Annotated in this window: 18 protein-coding genes and 1 riboswitch; of the genes, 6 read left to right on the top strand and 12 right to left on the bottom strand. The window is 35.2% G+C overall.

The window, feature by feature from the left end:
- Nucleotides 1-146 precede the first annotated feature (146 nt).
- Nucleotides 147-2,375: an alpha-galactosidase gene (locus ACTWP4_RS21700; RefSeq protein WP_443130876.1), complete on the top strand. Its 2,229-nt coding sequence runs from the start codon at nt 147-149 to the stop codon at nt 2,373-2,375.
- 120 nt (nt 2,376-2,495) lie between these two features.
- On the opposite strand, the gene ACTWP4_RS21695 is transcribed toward ACTWP4_RS21700, so the two are convergent.
- Both ACTWP4_RS21695 and ACTWP4_RS21690 read right to left on the bottom strand, forming a co-directional pair.
- The gene (locus tag ACTWP4_RS21695; protein WP_443130875.1) at nt 2,496-2,786 is read right to left on the bottom strand and encodes a DUF5316 domain-containing protein; all 291 of its coding nucleotides are present in this window, start codon (nt 2,784-2,786) and stop codon (nt 2,496-2,498) included.
- Between the two features lie 277 nt (nt 2,787-3,063).
- On the bottom strand, nt 3,064-3,897 hold the full coding sequence (locus ACTWP4_RS21690) for a helix-turn-helix domain-containing protein (RefSeq protein ID WP_443130874.1): 834 nt from the start codon (nt 3,895-3,897) through the stop codon (nt 3,064-3,066).
- A 208-nt stretch (nt 3,898-4,105) separates the two neighbouring features.
- On the opposite strand from ACTWP4_RS21690, the gene ACTWP4_RS21685 reads away from it, so the two are divergent.
- Both ACTWP4_RS21685 and ACTWP4_RS21680 read left to right on the top strand, forming a co-directional pair.
- Nucleotides 4,106-5,107 carry a Gfo/Idh/MocA family protein gene (locus ACTWP4_RS21685; protein ID WP_443130873.1) on the top strand — a complete coding sequence of 334 codons (1,002 nt, stop codon included), beginning with the start codon at nt 4,106-4,108 and terminating at the stop codon, nt 5,105-5,107.
- Between the two features lie 5 nt (nt 5,108-5,112).
- Nucleotides 5,113-6,042 (top strand): aldo/keto reductase, encoded by a 930-nt coding sequence (locus tag ACTWP4_RS21680; protein WP_443130872.1) that lies wholly within the window; start codon nt 5,113-5,115, stop codon nt 6,040-6,042.
- A 372-nt stretch (nt 6,043-6,414) separates the two neighbouring features.
- Here the strand turns inward: ACTWP4_RS21680 and ACTWP4_RS21675 are convergent, their stop codons facing one another.
- Nucleotides 6,415-7,623, bottom strand: coding sequence for an MFS transporter (locus ACTWP4_RS21675; protein WP_443130871.1), 1,209 nt, complete (start codon nt 7,621-7,623; stop codon nt 6,415-6,417).
- A gap of 97 nt (nt 7,624-7,720) precedes the next feature.
- On the opposite strand from ACTWP4_RS21675, the gene ACTWP4_RS21670 reads away from it, so the two are divergent.
- Entirely contained in the window at nt 7,721-8,554 is an 834-nt protein-coding gene (locus tag ACTWP4_RS21670; RefSeq protein WP_443130870.1) for a MerR family transcriptional regulator, read from the top strand.
- A gap of 316 nt (nt 8,555-8,870) precedes the next feature.
- Here ACTWP4_RS21670 and ACTWP4_RS21665 read toward each other — a convergent pair whose 3' ends face one another.
- Together ACTWP4_RS21665 and ACTWP4_RS21660 are read right to left on the bottom strand one after the other, a co-directional pair.
- The gene (locus ACTWP4_RS21665; protein WP_443130869.1) at nt 8,871-10,172 is read right to left on the bottom strand and encodes a Na+/H+ antiporter NhaC family protein; all 1,302 of its coding nucleotides are present in this window, start codon (nt 10,170-10,172) and stop codon (nt 8,871-8,873) included.
- 21 nt (nt 10,173-10,193) lie between these two features.
- Nucleotides 10,194-10,958 carry an SDR family NAD(P)-dependent oxidoreductase gene (locus ACTWP4_RS21660; RefSeq protein WP_443130868.1) on the bottom strand — a complete coding sequence of 255 codons (765 nt, stop codon included), beginning with the start codon at nt 10,956-10,958 and terminating at the stop codon, nt 10,194-10,196.
- A 213-nt stretch (nt 10,959-11,171) separates the two neighbouring features.
- Nucleotides 11,172-11,272: riboswitch (SAM riboswitch) on the bottom strand.
- A gap of 296 nt (nt 11,273-11,568) precedes the next feature.
- Between ACTWP4_RS21660 and ACTWP4_RS21655 the strand changes: the two genes are divergently transcribed.
- Both ACTWP4_RS21655 and ACTWP4_RS21650 read left to right on the top strand, forming a co-directional pair.
- Entirely contained in the window at nt 11,569-11,931 is a 363-nt protein-coding gene (locus ACTWP4_RS21655) for a PadR family transcriptional regulator (protein ID WP_443130867.1), read from the top strand.
- Nucleotides 11,918-12,919, top strand: a complete 1,002-nt coding sequence (locus ACTWP4_RS21650) for an HAAS signaling domain-containing protein (protein WP_443130866.1) — start codon at nt 11,918-11,920, stop codon at nt 12,917-12,919. The genes ACTWP4_RS21655 and ACTWP4_RS21650 overlap by 14 nt, the downstream gene beginning before the upstream one ends.
- A 398-nt stretch (nt 12,920-13,317) precedes the next feature.
- Here ACTWP4_RS21650 and ACTWP4_RS21645 read toward each other — a convergent pair whose 3' ends face one another.
- The 7 genes from ACTWP4_RS21645 to ACTWP4_RS21615 form a co-directional block, all read right to left on the bottom strand.
- A complete protein-coding gene (locus tag ACTWP4_RS21645) occupies nt 13,318-13,518 on the bottom strand; it encodes a hypothetical protein (protein WP_443130865.1) in 201 nt (66 codons plus the stop codon).
- 74 nt (nt 13,519-13,592) lie between these two features.
- Nucleotides 13,593-14,096 carry a peptide ABC transporter substrate-binding protein gene (locus ACTWP4_RS21640; protein ID WP_443130864.1) on the bottom strand — a complete coding sequence of 168 codons (504 nt, stop codon included), beginning with the start codon at nt 14,094-14,096 and terminating at the stop codon, nt 13,593-13,595.
- An 87-nt stretch (nt 14,097-14,183) separates the two neighbouring features.
- Nucleotides 14,184-14,615: a hypothetical protein gene (locus ACTWP4_RS21635; protein ID WP_443130863.1), complete on the bottom strand. Its 432-nt coding sequence runs from the start codon at nt 14,613-14,615 to the stop codon at nt 14,184-14,186.
- A gap of 28 nt (nt 14,616-14,643) precedes the next feature.
- A complete protein-coding gene (locus ACTWP4_RS21630) occupies nt 14,644-15,099 on the bottom strand; it encodes a GNAT family N-acetyltransferase (protein ID WP_443130862.1) in 456 nt (151 codons plus the stop codon).
- 217 nt (nt 15,100-15,316) lie between these two features.
- Complete coding sequence (locus ACTWP4_RS21625) at nt 15,317-16,684, bottom strand: DUF4179 domain-containing protein (protein ID WP_443130861.1); 1,368 nt, start codon at nt 16,682-16,684, stop codon at nt 15,317-15,319.
- Nucleotides 16,653-17,198 (bottom strand): sigma-70 family RNA polymerase sigma factor, encoded by a 546-nt coding sequence (locus ACTWP4_RS21620; RefSeq protein WP_443130860.1) that lies wholly within the window; start codon nt 17,196-17,198, stop codon nt 16,653-16,655. Before ACTWP4_RS21620 ends, ACTWP4_RS21625 begins: the two co-directional genes overlap by 32 nt.
- Nucleotides 17,199-17,451: 253 nt before the next feature.
- Nucleotides 17,452-17,547: IS3 family transposase (locus ACTWP4_RS21615; protein ID WP_443128304.1), on the bottom strand; the 96-nt coding region annotated here is incomplete at its 5' end.

Below are 17,547 nucleotides of genomic sequence, written 5' to 3'. Positions count from 1 at the left end.
CATTAAGTAATATATTAAATCTTTTTCCTTTTAATTGTCTATATTTTTATCTTAATCTTCCATTACACTTTGACAATCGTCTGTATTTTTACTATATTTAAGTAAGTAAACGTTAACTTTTCATTTTAAAAAAAGGAGGAATTATTATGCCTATCCAAGTAAACAAAGAGCAATTAGAATTCCATTTATACAACGACAATGTAAGTTATATTTTCCGTGTCTTAGAAAAAAGCCACCAGCTTGAACATTTATACTATGGTAAGCGAATTCATCATCGGGATTCTTTTGCACATTTGATTGAACGGGAAATCAGACCCTCGACAAATATGTTTGAAGGTGATCATACTTCATCACTGGAACATATTAAACAAGAGTATCCTAGTTACGGATCTACAGACTTCCGTTATCCTGCTCATGCTATTGTAAGAAATGATGGAAGTCATATTACTAACTTCAGCTACGATAGCTTTCGAGTAATAAAAGGAAAAAAGAAGTTAGCTAACTTACCTGCTACATACGTAGAAAGTGATGAAGAAGCAGACACACTCGAAATTGAGCTAATAGATGAAGTATTAAAATGTCGGTTAATTCTTTCCTACACCATCTATCAAAACCGAAATGTGATAACCCGAAATGCTAAATTCATTAATGAAGGACAAGAAAACTATTATTTGGATCAAGCAATGAGTATGAATGTTGATTTACCTGATGATCAATTTGATATGTTACATTTACAAGGAGCCTGGGCAAGAGAAGGGCACGTGGAAACCAAACGATTATCTAAAGGCATTCAGTCTATCTATTCAAACCGTGGAGCAAGCAGTCATGTTTTTAATCCTTTTTTTGCTTTGAAGCGATGGAACACGGATGAAAATCAAGGAGAAGTGTATGGTTTTAGCCTTGTCTATAGCGGGAATTTCTTAGCACAAGTAGAAGTGGATACATACAACGTGAGCCGTGTTAACATGGGAATAAACCCATATCGTTTTAAATGGAAATTAGCCAGTGGTGAAAGCTTCCAAACACCTGAATGTGTAATGGTTTATTCTGATCAAGGACTGAACGACATGAGCCAGACCTTCCATAAGCTGTATCGTGAACGTTTAGTTAGAGGATTTTGGCGAGATAAAGTTCGTCCTATTTTAATTAATAATTGGGAAGCAACTTATTTCGATTTTAATGAAGAAAAAGTATTAAACATTGCCCAGACAGCACAAACATTAGGCATAGAATTATTTGTTTTAGACGATGGCTGGTTCGGAAAACGTGATGATGATACAAGTTCACTCGGAGATTGGTTTGAATATGAAGAAAAATTACCAAATGGCATTGATGGTTTGAGTGAAAAAGTAGAAGCGTTAGATATGCGCTTTGGTCTTTGGTTCGAACCAGAAATGGTATGTAAAGATACCAAACTTTTTGAAGAACACCCTGACTGGATTATTTCTACACCGGAACGCAGAGTTTCACATGGCCGAAATCAATTTGTATTAGATTTCACTCGCACTGAAGTAGTAGATTATATTTTTGATTTAATGGATACGATTATTTCAAAATCGAAAATATCTTATATTAAGTGGGACATGAATCGTCATATTACCGAAGCCTATTCACAAAACTTACCTGCAGATCAACAAGGTGAAGTGTTCCACCGTTATATATTAGGTGTGTATGATTTATATGAGCGTCTTATCAAGAAATATCCTAAAATCCTCTTTGAATCATGTGCTGGTGGTGGAGCCAGGTTTGATCCGGGTATGTTATATTACGCACCACAAACCTGGACAAGTGATGATACCGATGCAGTCGAACGTTTAAAAATTCAATACGGAACATCAATGGTCTATCCGTTAAGCGCGATCGGAAGTCACGTTTCTGCCATTCCGAATCACCAAGTCGGACGTCTTGCATCAATTGATACTCGAGCAGCGGTAGCCTATTTTGGTACATTTGGCTATGAGTTGGATATTACGCAACTTACAGAAGAAGAAAAGCAAAAAGTAAAAGAACAAGTTGCTTTCTTTAAAGAGAAAAGATCCTTAATAAGAGATGGAGAATTCTATCGACTATCCAGTCCGTTCGAAAATAATGAAACTACATGGATGGTGGTAAACCAAGATAAATCGGAAGCATTAGTTGGATATTATAAAGTACTAGCAAAACCGAATGAAGTATATAACCGCATTAAATTAACTGGACTGAATCCAGATACATTGTATGAAGTAAATGGCGAAACTACGTATTATGGCAGTGAGTTAATGAATATTGGGCTTATTCTAGCAGGTAATTATATTGATCGTGCTGATGAGTATTGGGGTCAAGAACATCCTGGAGATTATCAATCGCGGTTGTTTATGTTAAAGGCGTTGTCGTAAATAGAAATTTCCGTTATTAACATTGTTAAAAAGCTTAGAGAAATAATATCTCTAAGCTTTTTAATTAAATATTCGGCAATAAGTTGTAGTTAGAACATCACTTTTTATTTATGCTGTCATTTAGTTAAGGAAGTAGTAAATCAAGAGCGCAATAACAAGATTAGGTATTCCAATCAAACCTGAACGAAAAGTAACACTTCTTCGAATACGTCTATCATCATCAGATTCTGTTGCAAAATTGGCCCTCATTCGATCTCCACTTACCATTGAACCTGAAAAAACCATTGAAATTCCAATAAATAAGAATCCAATACCAGCAGTAATCACATAAGCCTTATCCATGCCCCACACGATGAAAGAGATTAAAACACCGATTACAGATAAAATAAGTCCTATAAAAAAATACCTCAAGGTTATCCCCCCTACACCCTAATAATACGAATTAATATTTCATAGGTTTCATCTAATAAGTTAAACTCACAACTCCACACTAACATAATATTTCAAAAAGCAATATTATTACCGGGAAAGCCACCATAGACAAAGATTAGTTGATGACACATACGGAGGATGATACGCAATAAATGTATAACAATGAATCAAAATCGCATTTTAAAAGGAATAATTTCTTCGTTTTTACACTGATCATTTTTCCAGGTACAAAACTACGTATGATTTATCCAGAAAACTAAAGATACATCTGCCGATATTTAGTTGGTGTCATTCTCTCATTTTCTAAGAAAAGTTTATTGAAATAGCTAGGATTAGGATATCCAGATTTTTCGGCAATGTCTCTGATCGTAAGATTTTTTTCTTCTAACAGTAATTGTTTACTCCATTGCAAACGACACAATGTTATAAAAGCCATTGGGGTCATCTGTGTCACACGTTTAAATAATCGACAGAAATAATAAGTGCTTACGCCCGTTTCTTTCGCCCAGTATTCAAGGTCAAATGGATCTGGAGCTTTTACTTTCATTTTCGGTAATAGTGATTGGATCCGCAAATCTAATTCTTGTTTGGAATTGGATTCTCTTGGCACGGCAATAGTTGTAAAAGTGGACAAAAAAGAATAGGTAAGTGTAGATAATTGTGTTAATTGTAAAAAGCTATTTTGCTCTGCTTCCTGTAATAATTGCTCATGCGTGTTCTCCAATTTAGCTAAATGTGGCAGTCTCCATAAGGTAAACCTTCCAAATCCAATCTCAGATAAAAAGGTGTGTAAGGTAGATCCATAAAAATGTATCCACCTAATGCTCCACGGGTCCTCTGTACTACTATAATATCTTTGTTCTTGTTGTGGGTAATAAAGAAAGGCGTCCCCTTTTTCTAATGCATATTGCTTTCCGTCGATTTCTACAAAACCAGTTCCCGATAAGACAAAATGAATACTAAAATTATCTAATGAGTCGGCCTCGCGATATACATCATGCTCCGCTGCTAACCCATACCACCCGACTGACTCGGGAAGGATCATGTATTCATGTTTTTTTATGGTTGGCAATAAAGCTTGACGGTTCATCACTTCACATCCTAAAGGACAATATTGTGTTATCTTATAGCAAAAAGCTTCTATTTTAATATTAATATGAATCTATTATAATAACAACAAAGTTATATATGTTGTTCAAAAAGCATGGGGAAAATCGCTATGAAATTCTTCGATGGCTTACATCTTTGCGCTTTTTATTCTCCTTTTTGAACACGTACTTATAGAAGGAGGTTAAAGGATGACAATTAAATGGGGAATTATAAGCACAGCGAATATTGCTCAAAAAGCGGTTATTCCTGGAATCAAAGAATCCAAAACAGGTGAAGTATTTGCCATTGCTAGTCGCAGCTTAGACAGTGCAAAAGAAACAGCGAAGGAATTAGAGATACCCATTGCATACGGGACATATGAAGAGTTATTAGCTGATCCTGATATTGATGCCGTTTACATCCCGTTACCGAATCATTTACATAAAAAATGGTCGATTAAAGCAATGGAAGCAGGAAAACATGTACTCTGTGAGAAACCCATTGCTTTAAATGCCCACGAAGCTCAAGAGATGGTAGAAGCAAGCAAAAAGGCCGGAGTTGTTCTAGCAGAAGCCTTTATGTATCGGTACCATCCAAGATATCAAATGATTCAGGAATTGATTCAATCAGGAGAAATTGGAGAAATCCGCGGAATTCATGGCGTTTTTACCTTCAACAATGCAGCAGCGAAAGAAAATGTTCGCTATAAAAAGGATTGGGGTGGTGGCTCTTTATATGATGTAGGGGTTTATCCAATAAGTGCTACCAGAATGATCTTAAAAGCTGAACCACAGGCAGCAACTGTTCATGCATTCTTTTCAAAAGAACATGATCATGTTGATATGATGGCGTCAGGAATGTTGGAATTTGACGACGGAGTTGCTCTTACTTTTGATTGTGGCATGTGGGCAGACTTCCGTAATCGTCTAGAAATTTTAGGGACAGAAGGTAGAATCGAGGTCCCATCTGCTTTTGTTGTTAATCAAAATGAACAAGATCATTTTGATGTTCACACTGATAATGGAGCTAAAAAGGTAGAAGTTCCATATGTAAATCAATATGCTTTACAAGCAGATGCGGTTGGGCAAAGTATTCAAAGCGGTGAACCATTACCTTTTCCTGCTAAAGATGCCATTTTGAACATGAAGGTTTTAGATGCATGCCTTACTTCTGCTGAAGATAGAAGACGTGTAGAAATTAAGGAAGGATGATCGAAATGAATACAATTCAAATTAATGGGCTCGATAAGCCTGTTACTACTTTAATTCAAGGGTCAGATTATTTTAAGCCAAGTGTTTATGATAAAGTTTGCCAGGTGTTAGATCGTTATGTAGCGATTGGCGGTAATACGATTGATACAGCTCATATTTATTGTGGTGGAGAAAGCGAAGTAGCTATTGGTATGTGGTTAAAGGAACGAAATAATCGAGAAGATATTGTAATATTGACTAAAGGAGCTCATCATGACCAAAATGGACCACGTGTAAATTCTGAAGCAATTAGACAAGATCTATTTGAAAGTTTAGAAAGACTTGGTACAGATTATATTGATTTATATGCCTTACACAGAGACGATCCAAATGTTCCAGTCAGTGAGATCATTGATGCATTAAATGAACATATTGAAGCTGGTCGAATAAAAGCAATTGGTGGATCCAACTGGACAACTGAACGAATTAAAGCAGCGAATGAATATGCAGCTTCCAATGGCTTAGTAGGTTTTTCATTTAGTAGTCCGAACCTTAGTCTGGCTAAGGCTAATGAACCATTCTGGAAAGGATGTGTCTCAACAGATAGTTCAGATCTGAAATGGCATGAGGAAACACAATTGCCAATTCTATCATGGTCTTCACAAGCAAGAGGATTTTTTACTGGTCGATTCACTCCAGAAGATCGAAGTAATGAAGATCTTGTTCGGGTTTTTTATAGTGATGCAAACTGGGACCGGTTTAACAGGGCAAAGATATTGGCAGATAAAAAAGGCGTAACAGCGATCCAAATTGCTTTAGCATATGTATTAAATCAATCTTTTCCAACTTGTGCATTAATTGGAGCACAAAACGAACAAGAACTTGTCTCCTGTTTAGAAGGATCAAAAATCGAGCTATCCCAAGAAGAGGTAGATTGGTTGGAAAATGGTGAATAAGACAGACTCTAGTTGGCAGAAGTAGTACAAAAAGGAGATATGCCAATAACGGTGAATGTCCACCTACATGGTACAATTAATCGTTTAGAACAACATCAGACTAATATAGCGAATATGCTTATAAAGTGAGACTTCCATTAGTGAACCTTCAGAGTGTTAGCGTCCGTTATCCCCCACTTAGAGCTTCTTTAATTTTCTCGAACCTTAAAGTGGGGGTTTTACGGACGATTAGCACCGTGATAAAAGGACAAAAATCTCCACATATTGTGGAGATTTTTTGAGCTTTAATCCTCCCTAGAACAACAGACTTTCTCGTGACAATCCTTTTTTTGTTAAATTATCTTCTACTCGAATGTTATGGTGAAATTATTGTTAATAAGCTCTGACAAAAGCCTTTCCTTTAAACCATACCCAGATAGCGATAGACATCCCCATCACTCCTGATACAAGAAGAATTAATTGGATGTTCATTCCTGCTGAAGCTAGCGCACTGACAACACCGTATGCAATTGGATCGAAACCATTCATTGCCAAGAATATAATACTCATTACCCTTCCCATTATCCGATTTTCTGTATTTTCCTGAGCCGCTGTAAAAAATGGCACAAACACAAAAGCAATCGAAAATCCTATTAGGAACAAAATGGCTGTCAGGAACATTAAATTAGTAGCAAAACTAAAAATAATTAATGATGTCAATGATGCAAAAAGACCCATCAAAGACGTAAATCCTTTGCGCTTCACTTTTATAATACTCATCATCAATGTCCCTATTACCATACCGCTTCCTAAACTGACTTCCATGAAACTTAAATTAATGGGTGTTCCGCCAAGAAGATCAACTAACAGCGGCATCGCAATTTGTAGTCCACCAAATATAAAGAAATTTAAAGTAATCAGCACAATGATCCCTGTCAGCAAAAATGTAGAAGATTTCATATAAGCTATACCTTCACGAAAATCTTCTAAAGTGCTTTGATTTCCTTCATGCTCAACTGGATCTTCCTTAATAAAAGGCGGGAACACGACAAGAGCAGATAGCAGAACCAAAACTGTTGCAACAAAGTAACTTGTCGCTATATCACTTGTTTCCATGATAACTCCCGCAAGAATCGGCCCAATAATAAAAGATATTTGATCAATACCTTGAAAATAAGCATTTGCTTGCTGTAATTGCGATTTTTCTACTACTTTTGGTATTAATGATGAGCTCGCCGGCCCGAAAAATGCATCTAGCATACCAAATACGCCTACCGTAACAAATAATAATGCTAGGGTCATAGAGTCACTTGCAACAAGCCAGTAAATACAAAACAAAACCAATGCCTGAAGCAAGTTAGTACCAAACATAATGGTAGTTTTTTTATATTTATCTGCCAACACTCCACCAAATGTGATTAAAATTAATCGTGGGACAGTTGCCGTAATTAAAGCAATTCCTAAGACACCTGCTGAATCAAGTACATTTATGATATACCAAGACGTGGTTGTCAAAAACATACTAAAGCCCACAATCGCAAAAATACCAGCAACTAACAATAACATATATGTTCGATTACGAAAGATTGATTGTTTCATCATTATTTCTCCTTCATCCTTAATTCCAACACGTAATTCGTTGTACTAGATCATCTTATGGTATATAGTAACTATATAGTCAAGAGTGGAGAGATAAAAAATGAAGGAAAAAAATATTAAATATTTCACAACTGGTGAATTTGCGAAGCTATGTAAAGTAAACAAACAGACACTTTTTTATTACGATCAAATCGGACTTTTATCACCTGTATACAAAAATGAAAAAGGCTACCGGTATTATTCCATTCGCCAATTAGAGTTATTCACGGTCATTAGTTTGCTAAAGGATCTTGGCATGTCCTTACCAGATATTCGACGATATGTTGAACATAAATCACCTGAAAAATTTCTATCCATCATGTACCAACAGAAGGAAAAAGTAGCGAAACAACGAATGGAGATTGAAATGAAGGAGAAGATGATTGATGCACAGATTGAATTAATGAATACTGCATCAAATCTTAACTTTGATCAAGTTAAAGTAGAACGATTACCAGAACAAACATTTTATTTAAGTAAAAATATCGAAAATATTACGGATGAAGAATTCTTTGGGGTGTTCTCAGACTTTCTAGATGAATTGTACAAATACCATCTTGATACAGGACATCCTATAGGTGGCTTAACAAAACGCGAACAAATGTTGAAAGGTGAATTCACGAATTACAGTTATTTATATATTAAGCAACCACATCCAACGAAGGATAATCCCTATTTTAAAACAGTGCAAGGTGACTTTTTAATTGGCTATCATGTAGGAGAAGATAAAAAAATACATCATACATATGAACGACTATTGTCAGAATTGGATCGGTTAAATTTAGATATGGGTAATTATGCATTAGAAGAATATATTTATGACACAGTGGTAAAAGACAGTGAGGAACAATACGTCACGAAAATTATGATTCATGTCAATCGGAAAGAAAAGTAAATAAGAAAAGCGCAGAGCGCCCGCCTAGAAACGTAGCGACTGGAGCTAATCAACTGAGATAAAGGAATCACTGAGAAAAGCGAACCGATGATGACTTTCACCCAAGGGTATAAGGGCGACTAAGCCTCTGGCTTCACCAATCGGCAAGTCTTCTTTATCGTAGGCGATTCGTGAAGTCGCCTAGTTTTTGGGCGCTCGGAGCTAGACATCCGCGCAAATTTTATGCTTTCTTTACTTATAAAAGAAAGCTAACAAAATCGAATATAGGATTTTGTTAGCTTTTTCTTACACAATATTAGTATAGCCTTACTTTTCCTTATGAAATTGTTTTACTTTTTATTCGAGGAAATCCAATCAAAATCGCTACAATGCCACAAATACCTAGTAATACCGGATAGAAGGAATATGGCATGATGCTTAATGGAGATATGGAAGCAAGACCGGCAACGGCAAGCATCTGGCCACCATATGGTACGATACCTTGCCATGACGCAGCAAAAACATCAAGGATACTGGCCGATTTCCTCGGATCGATTTGATATTTGCTGGCAATGTTTTTAGCTAACGGACCAGTCATAATGATCGAAATCGTGTTATTGGCAGTACTGATATCTGCGACGCTGACAAGTCCAGCAATACCAAATTCAGCACCTTTTTTCGATTTAATCCGACTTGTAACAAAATTCAAGAGATAATCGATCCCGCCATTGTGCTGAACAATGCCAATTATTCCACCAATAAATAAGGCAACAATCGCGATATCTTCCATGTTGATAATCCCTTGAGAAGCGGCCTGAATTAAACTTGTTCCCGTATAAGATCCGTCGATCAAACCAATCACACCAGCTAAAATGATTCCGCCGGTTAATACTATTAGCACATTCACTCCTAGGATCGCAACTATTAATACGATAATGTATGGTAATACTTTTACAATATTATATGAATAGTCCTCCAATGCATTGACATGGCTGCCTGATGTAATAATCCATAAAATGATGGCAGTAATGATCGCACCAGGAAGTACAATGAAAAAGTTCGTCTTAAACTTATCACTCATCGACGTATTTTGTGTTCGTGCAGAGGCAATCGTTGTATCAGAAATCATGGATAAATTATCACCAAACATAGCCCCACCAATAACTGTAGCCATCGCTAACGCCATTGGTATATCAGTTTGTTCTGCAATTCCAATACCAATGGGTGCAAGTGCTACTACAGTACCCATCGAAGTCCCCATCGTAATGGAGATAAAACACCCAATTATAAATAGCCCTACCATTAATAGATTTGCAGGAAGAAGTGAAAGACCCAAGTTTACTGTTGCATCAACAGCACCCATTCCCTTTGCAACTTCTGAGAAAGCTCCTGCCAGCACAAAAATAATAACCATTAAAATAATATTTTCATGCCCGACACCTTTCGTAAACACTTCTATTCTTTTTGATAATTTTTCTTTATGATTCATGGCAATAGCTACCGCCGAAGCGATGACAACTGCTACATTAATAGGCATATTGGAAAAATCTTGTGTAATAATTCCAGTACCGATAAATAATAAAACAAATATAAGTAATGGTAATAGCGCGAATGCATTACCCTTTGACTGTTGTGTCACTCTTAATCCCCCTAAATAAAATTAGTGCATGGTCATGCCGCCAGTAACATTAATGGCTTGACCTGTCATATAGTCAGAATATGTTGAAGCTAGAAATATAACGACATATGCGACATCTTCTGGTGTTCCAGTTCTGCCAAGTGGTACCTGTGAGAAATCCTCTTCCTTAATCGCTTCTTTATCCAGCCCTCTTAATTTTCCACCGATAACTCGTTCTCTCTGTTTCATACTTGTTTCCACAATTCCTGGACATACAGCATTGACATTAATCTGGTCTTGTGCAAGCTCCAATGCCATCACTTTGGTCAATCCAATCACTGCATGTTTTGAAGCAACATAACTCCCCATTAACCGATAACCATTTTTACCAGCTTGTGAAGCTATATTGATAATTTTGCCGCCATCACCTTGATTCCTCATCTTTTTCGCCACGGTCTGACTAGATAATTGGACACCTTTGGCATTTACCTCCATAGTCTTGTCCCAATCTTCTTCTTTGATGTCGACAAAATAATCCATCGTAGAAATTCCAGCATTATTTACTAATATATCAACTTTGCCAAAATATGATATTACCTGATCAACCATCTTTTCTACATCGTTTTTATCAGTAACATCTGCCTGAATAAATAGCAAATCGTCTTCATTTCTATGGTGACTCTTATGAATATCAACAACTGCAACTTTTGCTTTAGAGTATCGTAAAGCATCGGCAATAGATTTACCAATACCATTTGCACCACCTGTTACGATTGCAACTTTGCCTGTTAGATCCATAGTAAACATGGGCTAACCTCCTATATAAAGTGAGACTATGATCAGTGTGGTTTTGCCCCCCACAGATCATTAGCGAAACTTACCAGGGTGTTAACGTTTGTTATCCCTAAACTTATCCTTGTGTTACTTGAAGTGGAGGTCTTACATACGGTTAGCACCGTGATAAAAATAAAAAAGACCACTTCCAAAAAAGAAGAGGTCAGTAAAATTCTTTATTCGCTCTTCTTATCTATTAGCTAATCGCTACTGGAATTGGCACATTGCTTATTAGAGCTGTTGCCGAGGTTTCGTAGGGCCAGTCCCTCCACCTCTCTGGATAAGAATATTATTCAATTGTGAAATACTATTAATTTACAATTAGAAGACGATAAAGTCAAGTATTTTAATTGGAATTGTTATATTTGAAGAAGATTCTTATATGTTCACTTAATGAAAATTCTTAATTATACCCTTGATATTATGAGTGCACATGAAGAAAAGAATTCTTGCGCCTGTTAGCTTCATACTGTCAAAACACTAACTATGTTATAAATATAATCAAATATTTTGAGGTAAACAACAATATGCACTTTACAATAGTGTGCGTCATACACTATACTGAATGTAGGAGTTGATAAACATGAATGACGCTAAAGGATATATGGATAAATTAATGCAAGAATTGCGCCGTGGTACGATTACGATTGGTGTGCTGAGTCAATTATCAGAACCTCAATATGGATATTCACTTGTTACCAGACTCGAAGAAAAAGGAATTCATGTAGAACCTGGCACACTTTATCCACTATTAAGAAGATTAGAAAAACAAGGGCTACTTGAAAGTAAGTGGGACACAAATGAAGCAAGACCACGTAAATATTACTTATTAAGTGAAACCGGAAAAGAAGTATACGAACTGCTGATCGTTGAATGGCAACATATCGTACAGAGCATGAGTAATGTTATTGACATTAAAGGAGGAAAAAAAGATGGAGATGATTGATCGTTATATTTATGCTGTAACACAGAAGCTCCCACAATCACAACGGGAGGATATTGCAGAAGAACTCCACAGTTTAATTGAGGATATGTTGGATGAACGAGTCCAAAGCAAGAATATTACGGATGATGATGTGGAAGAAGTATTGATGGAGTTGGGAAACCCTAGACTTTTAGCTCAGAAATATAGAGGCACCAAAAAATATCTAATTGGCCCTGAATTTTTTGATTCCTACATGTTGGTACTAAAAATAGCTTTAATTTCTACTTTCTCTGTTATACTTCTTACCTTTGTTATTAAAAGTGTTATTAATCCCGTTTCTATTCTTGATCATTTCGTTGAGTTTATTGTTGCACTTGTTACCGCTCTTCCCGCAGCTGTTGGTTGGACAACATTTGGATTTGCGATTCCAGACCATTTTGGGGAGATTAAATCAAAAGATTTAGAAATAGGAATGGAATGGAAGCCATCGGATTTAGCTCCTATTCCAGATAAAAAAAGACAAATCAAGTATTGTGAGCCGCTAGTAGGTATTGCATTTTATACCTTATTAATCATCATGTTTGTTTTTTCTAATGAATATTTGGGAATTTGGATTTTCCATGATGGATTCTCTGGTGTGGTTCCATTTTTAAATAGTGAAACATATAGTTCTTCCTTGCTTTTCATTATTCTAATTATGGGTATTGGTATAATAAAAGAATCTCTAAAGCTCGTTTATGGAAAATGGACATACAAATTAGTCATTAATACAGCACTTGTCAATTTAGTTTCGATTATAGCAGTATTTATGATGATTAATGGAAATGCATTTTGGAATCCAGATTTCATGCTTGAGCTTACACAAGCTGGATTAATTACTGAAAACAGTGACGGATATAGAACAGTAAGCGTGATCTGGGAACAATCTACATTATGGATTGTAGTACTCTTGGTGATTGGATTAATTTGGGATGTAGTTGATGGCTTGATTAAGGCAAACAAAAAATAAAGCAAAGTGCCACATTTTCACATATTGCATTATTGATTGTGCTTAGAACCAATCAATAATGTTTTTTGTTTTAGCCAAAGTCTATTTTTTAAGTAAGTGTGGCAGATGGCGGACATTATCATTCAAAACTCGAAGCATATCAGCATCTATTCTTGCTTGTCAGCCATTTAATGATGGCCAGCATTAAAATAGAAATAGATATGAAGACAATTATTATAGATAACAAAAAATTACTAAATGTAATATCAGTCGGATTTTCCCAAGGGGATGAGACATTTGTAGTTACTGGAAAATCAAGGGGTGTATGAGCCGATTGATCTTCAATAGAAAGCGTCTTAAAATTTCGCTATTGCCAAAAGAAGAATGTGAAAGTTTTTTTGTGTATCGATTCAGCGTAATTAACTCATACGTGCAAAAAAGCTGTTAGCAAAAAGCCAAATTAGAGGGGTTAATATAAATAACAAAAATAATCCCGTAAACATATATTTTATGTATTGATTTCTATTCACACCTTCTCTTAATTCCCAAAGGCCTAAAGTAATGAAATATAGACCAACCAAAATTAGAATAATTGGAAGTACAATTATTAAATTTACCATTTTGACATCTCCTTACATGATTTTAATTCCTTTATAAACTTAAGTTTCTATGTAGTTAAAGAAAAGATAAACCACTAACTGACCCAAATCTCTTTTAAGTCTTTAATAGTCCAGATTCCATCTTTGAATTGAATAATTCCTTTTACACCAATTGCGCCATTACCTGCTCTAGTTTTTGAACCTTGAAATATAATTTCAGTATCATTTACAAAATCAACCTTTTCTATTTTAAGGAGAACACCATCCAAAACCATTGTCTCTGAATTATATAAACCTTTTTCTTTCAAATTTTCATAGGAAGCATTCATTACTTTAATGTTATATTGGTCCTCGAAAAAACTTATAATCCCTTCTCGCTCTTCATCAGTTAACGGTTGTGCGTTCCATTTATCGAAGTTACTCATATCAATCGCTATAAATTCGATACCGTCATTTAAACCTTTATCTCTTTCCATAATGGTGTTTAGTGCAATACTATATATTTCAGTTATATGTTCTTTAGGGTCTACCGTTTCAGCATTACACCCTGTCACTATCAACAAAAACAAAATAGTTATTGCAAACATTTTATTCACCATAAGCTTTCCCCCTAGTATTAAAATAACCCAATCTGTAAAAAATTAGGTTATTATTTATTGAATTTATTCTCAAATTAATTTTTAAAGTTAGGTAGTCCTAATTGTTTTATCATTACTGGTCATACCAACAAAATTAAGAATTAGTATATAAAACGGATAAACAATCAATCCTCCTATTGCAAAAAGACCAGTAACAGGATTGGGGGAATCACCACCATAAGTTATTGGCAATAAAGAAGTGAAAACATAAATAAAAAGGACAAAATAGGGTGCCCAAAGGATGACTGTCCAAAAGTTTGCCTTTCGTCCATCTAACCACTTTTTTGTTAAGAAGTAGAGTAATATGGTACCACCTATTATTTCAACAATTAGCGTTAAGCCAGTCATTATATTTACCGTGCCAATTTCCCAATTTGTTAGTCTACTAATTCTATAAACATTTAGCATTATTTCAAGAGGAACAAAAACAATAAGAGCATATAGAATACTAACAACATTTAATCGCAAGAAGTAATTCATTTGACAAGCCCCCAATAATTATTATTTATTATCTGTGTCCTTCTTTTCTTGCTTGAATATATCCGTAATAAGAACAGGTTCCGTTTTCTGCTAAATCTTTTACCTCAAAACCAGATTTTTTATAAAAACCAAAAATGTTTGAAGAGGTATGGGCAAACCAATCACCGTGTGGAAGCTTTTGAACACATAGTTCTACTAATTTTGTACCTATCCCTTTCCCACGGTATTTTGAATCTACTACTAGGTCCATTATATTAGCAGCCATTATTTGGTCTGAAATAACTCTAACCATAGCTATCATTTTATCATCATCCCAAACCGTAAAGGCCCAAGTTGAATTTTTGAAAATAAGAGTGAATTTTTCTTTCTGCCAATCTGGTGTAGTTCTTACCCACCCAGCATCTTTAAATAGATATTCAACATATTCAGCAGAAACTCCTTCTGTTCCCTCTCTAATGACAAGTCCATTAAAATACTGATACATACCTCATCCCTCCACACTTATTAATTAACGGAATCTATAAATCAGAACCATTTACCTCTATTTTTTCAATAATAACATAATATTCCAAATAAAAGATGAATTTTTCACACTTATCGACCATAGATAATCGTCTAGCTTAACACTTACATTTGTTACTTTAATATAAGATTTAGCAAAGCCAACCATTGTTAAACAAGGTTGGCTTTTTAAGGGTTTACTATTCAGTCAAATCAATTTTAACTTTCTCTAACTCAACAGGAATATTAGAACTCAATGATCCCATATTAACTCTTATTACATAGTCTTTGAGGTTGAAATTACTAATTCCACTAATATCAAACGTGCTTGTAAAGGTTAAGTTATCTTTGTTAATTACATCAACTGAGTGTTTAATTGGCTTCTCATAAATATCCTTTACTGATTCTTTAACTAAAGCGACATCATTGCGGGCAAAATCACTAAAAAACGAGAAGTGCCGATTCATGTTATTACCGTTATTTATTTGAAAATCAAACGTAATGCTCTTATCTTTAACAGTAATCTCCCCTATTTTAACAGCAAAATCTTGCCTTTCAGCATGTACTTCAAAAGGAGTTTCTTCATCTAATTTAATAAATTGATCAGGCTCATTTAATGCTACTTTAGGAAGCACTTCTATATAACTAGTTTCCCCCTTTATAGCCTGCGGAATAATACTTCTTCCTTTGACTATAATTCTATCGTTCTCTGTAAGAGTTTCTAAATCAATTCCGTCTGTAGAGATATTGATTTCCTCACCTTGGTCATCATAAGCTTCAAGTCGTACTTGATCATGTTTTCCTTCCGTCGGAAAAGTAGCAGTATAATTAATAGCTGTTGATGCTTTACCTTCAATAATTGAATCGAAATGAACATTTACATCTGCATCTTTTTCGATAGATCCAATGTCAACATTTACTGTCTCATATGGTAACTGATTTATCGGTACGTCGAATCGCCAACTTCCTTCCTTTCCTCCTATCCTCTTAAATTCAAGTGGGAAAGATGTTTCTGAAGGTAATTCCGTTTTGGGATAGCTTAATTGTATATGCCCTACATAGCTATTATCCGATGGCTCCATATATACTAATTCTTTACTATCAGATATGCCAGCCTCACCATCAAATATTTCGTAGAACCCTTGAACACGGCCATCTTCTTCTGTGCTTACATTTCCTTTAACAGAAAAAGTGACTCCTACGACAACTCCATCATAATATGCATTTGTAATAGATACATCTATACCTTTATAGCTAGAGGTTTGATTCAATTCTGTTATTAATTCTTGGGATTGCAAACTCCGACCTACAGCATCATTAAAAGCAGTATACACATTTCCGAGCAACGGTGCTTGCGCCATTACGTGAGATATGGAAGGAGAAATGAAACTGGAAGAAACAATTATTGTTGCAGCTGCAACTGTAGACCATACAATTTTCCTAGCACTCTTTTTATTTTTAGCTACCTCATAACCAGCACGTTCCTTTCCTGCCTTGATTGCATCTAAGACACCATCTTTAGGTACTTCAATCTTCTCATATACTTCTCGAAGTGATTTTTCCTCCATTATAACCCATCCCTCCTAGCAATTTTTTTAATCGAGCTCTCCCTCTGCTTAAATAAGTTTTCACCGTATTTTCAGGTATGTTCATCAATTTAGCTACTTCACTTATAGGAAGATCCTGAAAGTAAAAAAGAATAATTGCATTTTTATGTTTATCATTTAGCCTATTAACTGCTTCTAATAAGTCTAGACTCTCCTCTTTGTTGTCCTTTTTATCCACAGTATGTTCGACTATATTATTCCATGGTAATTCTTTCTTGCTCTTTTTTAATACATCATACGAACAGTTTATAAGTATTTTTGTTAGCCAAGTTAAAAAGAACTTTTCGTTTTTCAATTGCCCAATTGATAAAAAAGCTTTATAAGATGTTTCTTGAACAATATCCAGCGCATCTTCCCGGTTCCGAACATATAAGTAAGCGGTGCGGTATAATTGATCGCTATGTATAACGAGCAGTTCCTCAAGGCACTCCTTATTTCCTTTTATCGCCTTTTTAATAAGTTTGTGTTTTTTCATCAATTTAACCTCCCTTCTGCCTATTAGAGCCAGACTATTATTAAAAAGTTTCAATTTTTTTTCATGGCAATACAACGGTTTTGTCTACATAAAAAAAGAGCGTCTCATGACGACTCTTCTAAAATAGCATCAAATTTTGTATTTTAAGAATACTTATATTACTTTACCTGACAGTTATTAATTATTTCAAAAATAAAAACGCATGAGATTCAATAGGTGGTTAGGTGGTTACCCCCAAAAGTTAGAGTTTTTATTATGCAGCTAATTGGCTGGACTGAGTTCGGTATTCGACTGGACTCAATCCAGTCAATTTTGATTTTGAACGTTCATTGTTATACCAGTAGATATA

The organism is Gracilibacillus sp. D59, from assembly GCF_052246695.1.
Taxonomy (GTDB): Bacteria; Bacillota; Bacilli; order Bacillales; family Amphibacillaceae; genus Gracilibacillus.
This window is presented reverse-complemented; position numbering and strand designations above follow the sequence as displayed.